Below are 4,100 nucleotides of genomic sequence, written 5' to 3'. Positions count from 1 at the left end.
AGCGCCTGACGCTTCCAAGAGTGGATCACCGTCTGATGCACGCCGTGCTTCACCACCAGCTCGGCGATCGTCGCCTCGCCACGAATGGCTTCAAGGTAAGCGGTGCATATACCCCATGTTCCAATGAAATAAGGGTTTTGCGATGATCTCCCTCTCTCTGTTCGAAGGAGGTCGAGATGTTGGACGAGAAGGAGGGCGGCGATGTGGTGGTCTGGGGTTGCCCGGTGATCACCGCCGACAACGGGCGTCGGATCTGGCCCGATGAGCTCAAGGCGATGGCGGTGAAGAAGATCGAGGCCGGCACCAAGATCGTCACCGTCGCCAGGGAGATCGGGGCCAATGAGTCCCTGGTCGCGAAATGGGCGCGCGCCGAATTGCCCGAGCTGCCGCGCCGGGGGAGGCCGCAGGGAAAGGCTCCGCAGTTCGTCGAGGTGATGGCCCCCTTCGGAACCGGCAGGCCCAGCGAGGCAGAAAGGCGCCCCGGACGCGGCCGCCTTTCAGATCCGGATCGGCGACGCCGAGATATCGGTCGGTGGTGATTTTCCGACCGAGCAGCTGGCCGAGATCCTGCGTGCGGTGAGGGCCTCGCAATGAGTTACCACACCCCGAGCTACCGCATCTACCTCGCGACCGAGCCGATCGATTTTCGCAAGGGCATGGACGGGCTGGTGGCGCATGTCGCGAGCCAGTTCCAGCTTGACCCGTTCGACGGCGCGATCTGGGTGTTCCGTTCGCGGCGCGCCGACAAGCTGAAGATGATCGTCTGGGATGGCACCGGATTGGTTCTGACGATGAAGCGGCTCGATGGCAAGCGCTTCGTCTGGCCCAAGGCCCAGTCCGGGCCGATGATGCTGAACCAGGTGCAGTTCGACGCCCTCTTTGCCGGGGTCGATTGGCGCGGCATCGCGGTCAACGCCCCGCGCAAGCCGGTCATCGCCTGAGCCCTCCAAAATGCCCTTCAAGGCGGGTCGGGATTTCCCCGGCCCCCGGTAAGGCTTTGCCTGAAAAGGAAATCCCATGCCCCGTCACCAGATACTGCTGGTCAAATATCCGTCGGACGAGACCCAGAAATCGATCGAACTGCGCCTGTCCGAACACCTCAAGACCCTTCGGCGGGCGATGATCCACATCGAGCTGAACGCACTCCTGGCCGAGGATCCGCCCCGCCCTGCGGACCCCAAGGTCGCCGCGGACAATCCCCGCCAAGTGGCCCCGATCATCACATTGGCGGACGCGGATTGCCGCAAGATTGCGCGGCGGGCCAAGCGGTTGATCGAGCGCCGCGAGGCCGCCTCGGGGGTGGCACACCTGCGTAAAGAGGACAGGGATCGGCTTGCGGCCCTGCGTGACGGTGTCAATCTTATCCGCCTCCCGTCGGAGCACCGTGCGGATGAGATCGCAGCGGAATTGCATGCGGAGTATCCGTGGATGGCACCCGCAACGGAAATCATCTGGCACGCGCTGCGGAAATCCGTTTGCGAAGGCTGGCCAGGGGTTCGCCTGCCGCCGCTGCTGCTCGACGGACCGCCTGGTATCGCGAAATCGACTTGGGCACGTCATCTGGCTACCGCGCTGCGCATGCCATCGATGTCAGTCGAAGCGACGGTCGAGAACGCCAGTTTCGGGGTTCTGGGCTGCCAGCGCGGCTGGGCCACCGCAGGACCCGGGCGGCTGCTCCAGCTGATCCTTCAGGAGAGGGTTGGCAACCCGATCGTCGTGATCGATGAACTCGAAAAGGCCGGTCGTGTGACAGGGACGAATGGCGGGTCCTATGATCTGTGCGGCGGACTGTTGCCACTGTTGGAGCCCGCAACCGCAAGTCATTGGACTTGCCCGTATTTCCAGGTACCCTTCGATCTGGGACAGGTGTCATGGGTCATGACCGTCAACGCGACGCGTCCCCTGCCGGAGCCGCTGCTGAGCCGCTGTCCACCGATCCGACTGCCGCACCTGACAACGCGGGACCTGACCGGTTTTGCGCGCCGCCAAGGCGCGCGGCGTGCTCTGAGCGATGAGAGCATCGAGGTGATCGTGGAAGCGATCCAAGCGAGCGCAGGTCCCATCTCGCTGCGCACCGTGATGAGGATGATCGCGCGTGCCGAGACGCTTGAGGCGGGGCCGCAGTGGCACTGACGGGCGCCTCAACACGTTGGAAAGATTATGATAAACCAAGTGGAGGACGGGATGGCATTTTCATTTGAGGACCGCGCACGGCAAAAAGCCGCGGCTCGGGCGCGAGATGAAGACCGTCTTGCCAGAGGCGAGATATCAGCCGCGGATCTGCAGAAAGAGAATGCGCATTTCGCACGGGCGCTCAGCGGACAGAATGGGCCGTTCCGGGTCGGGTTTCCTGTCAAGGGCAAGCCTGGCAAGCGGCGGTATATGGAGTTTCCTCCGAACAAGGCCCCGAAGGATGACAGCTGATTGATCACGATCACCATCTATTCCCGCATGGACCCCGGGGGTCGACAGCGACTGAGGTGCTGACCAAGTCCGTCGGCCTTGCTCGCGGTGCCCCCGCATGAACGCTTCGTGCCAAAGCGCCCAGACTGGGTCGGGTCGCGCCCTCGTTGCGACTGCATTGGCCGGCTCCCAGCCCTCTGCGAAGGCGTCAGGCTGCGCGCCGCGCCATGCACGAGGGGCAGCAAAGGGCTGGGCTTGCGCCGTCGCTGCGCCATGCCTGAACGGACGCGTCGAAAAAAGGCATGTCGAGGCGCGACCGACGGCAAGGCCGAGCACGTTGCTCAGGTCGTCACCTTCGGAAGGTGCGGGTTGCCGACGTTGAGGCTGCGGCATCGCACCCGCACAAACCTATGATTTCCGCCGTTCGCGGGTTCCATGGGGCTCGACGCGTTGCGCAGGAAGCGCGCTTTGCAATGTTTGGTAAACAAGGTGCAAATTCAGACACATTGAAAACTCGTTATGGAATAATATCATCACTTGCGTTACAAAGCCCCGAGGGCTCAAAAATTGGTGGTAAAATGGACTTAAAAGATTACATTTTGGACCCACGCCAGAGATTTGTTCTTTCCGTCATCGGGCAACGTGTTCGCAAGGACATTTCTTGCATGTATTTACTTGCCGTTGATTTAATTTCAGCCCAAGATTGGCACTGGCTGAAGTATCATTTTTCTCAATATCCTCCGCATCCCGTTGGTTTGGCGCTGGCTAGGGTCAAGACCCATTGATCTTGTTGACGCGGCCTGATTCAAGCTCCGCAAGGAGACTGGATCATGAGCAACCTTTTCTGGCTGACCGACGCGCAGATGACCCGTTTGCAGCCCTTCTTTCCCAAGAGCCACGGTAAGCCGCGCGTCGATGACAGGCGTGTGCTGAGCGGCATAATCTTCATCAATCGCAATGGGTTGCGGTGGTGCGATGCGCCGAAAGAATACGGCCCGCCGAAGACCCTCTACAATCGATGGAAGCGGTGGAGCGACAAAGGTGTCTTCGCCCGGATGATGGATGGTCTGGCTGCCGAAGCCGCCGTTCCGAAGACGGTGATGATCGACGCGACTTATCTCAAGGCGCACCGCACGGCGACCAGTCTGCGGTCGAAAAAGGGGGGCCAGGCGACCAAAGGGGCCGTCTGATTGGTCGAACCAAGGGCGGCATGAACACGAAGCTACATGCCGTCACCGACGCCGAAGGTCGTCCGATCCGGTTTTTCATGACGGCAGGCCAGGTCAGTGACTACACGGGTGCGGCTGCCCTGCTGGGCAGCCTGCCAAAGGCGGAGTGGTTGCTGGCCGACCGGGGCTATGACGCCGACTGGTTCAGGGAAGCGTTGAAAGACAAAGGGATAAAGCCCTGCATCCCAGGAAGGAAGTCGCGCGGCAAACCCATAAAGCACGACAAGCGTCGCTACAAACGCCGCAACCGGATCGAGATCATGTTCGGTCGTTTGAAAGACTGGCGCAGGGTAGCCACCCGCTACGACAGGTGCCCAAAGGTCTTCCTTTCGGCCGTCGCCCTCGCCGCAACCGTCATGTTCTGGCTATGACGCAAGAACGAGATGCCGTAACGGGGCCTGCGTCACGACCCGCCCGTTACCGTTGCAAAATCGAGGGCAAGCTGGCGCCATTCCCGGATCGGATCCT

Annotated in this window: 6 protein-coding genes; all 6 read left to right on the top strand. The window is 61.5% G+C overall.

The window, feature by feature from the left end:
• Nucleotides 1-176 precede the first annotated feature (176 nt).
• The 6 genes from C8J30_RS18120 (at nucleotide 177) to C8J30_RS18100 (ending at nucleotide 4,003) form a co-directional block, all read left to right on the top strand.
• The gene (locus C8J30_RS18120) at nucleotides 177-539 is read left to right on the top strand and encodes a transposase (protein WP_110807472.1); all 363 of its coding nucleotides are present in this window, start codon (nucleotides 177-179) and stop codon (nucleotides 537-539) included.
• 51 nt (nucleotides 540-590) lie between these two features.
• Nucleotides 591-941, top strand: coding sequence for an IS66 family insertion sequence element accessory protein TnpB (gene tnpB, locus C8J30_RS18115; protein WP_055209617.1), 351 nt, complete (start codon nucleotides 591-593; stop codon nucleotides 939-941).
• Nucleotides 942-1,017: 76 nt separating this feature from the next.
• On the top strand, nucleotides 1,018-2,133 hold the full coding sequence (locus tag C8J30_RS18110; protein ID WP_110807471.1) for an AAA family ATPase: 1,116 nt from the start codon (nucleotides 1,018-1,020) through the stop codon (nucleotides 2,131-2,133).
• A gap of 51 nt (nucleotides 2,134-2,184) precedes the next feature.
• Nucleotides 2,185-2,424 (top strand): hypothetical protein, encoded by a 240-nt coding sequence (locus C8J30_RS18105; protein ID WP_146227972.1) that lies wholly within the window; start codon nucleotides 2,185-2,187, stop codon nucleotides 2,422-2,424.
• Nucleotides 2,425-2,813: 389 nt separating this feature from the next.
• Complete coding sequence (locus C8J30_RS18455) at nucleotides 2,814-3,188, top strand: hypothetical protein (protein WP_146227971.1); 375 nt, start codon at nucleotides 2,814-2,816, stop codon at nucleotides 3,186-3,188.
• Nucleotides 3,189-3,233: 45 nt separating this feature from the next.
• Nucleotides 3,234-4,003, top strand: a protein-coding gene (locus C8J30_RS18100) for an IS5 family transposase (protein ID WP_281269389.1) whose coding sequence is annotated in 2 segments (ribosomal slippage) — nucleotides 3,234-3,570 and nucleotides 3,570-4,003 — 771 coding nt in all. Because the reading frame shifts where the segments join, the coding sequence is not laid out codon by codon here.
• The last annotated feature ends 97 nt before the right edge of the window (nucleotides 4,004-4,100 follow it).

It is taken from the genome of Rhodobacter viridis, assembly GCF_003217355.1.
GTDB lineage: Bacteria > Pseudomonadota > Alphaproteobacteria > Rhodobacterales > Rhodobacteraceae > Rhodobacter > Rhodobacter viridis.
This window is presented reverse-complemented; position numbering and strand designations above follow the sequence as displayed.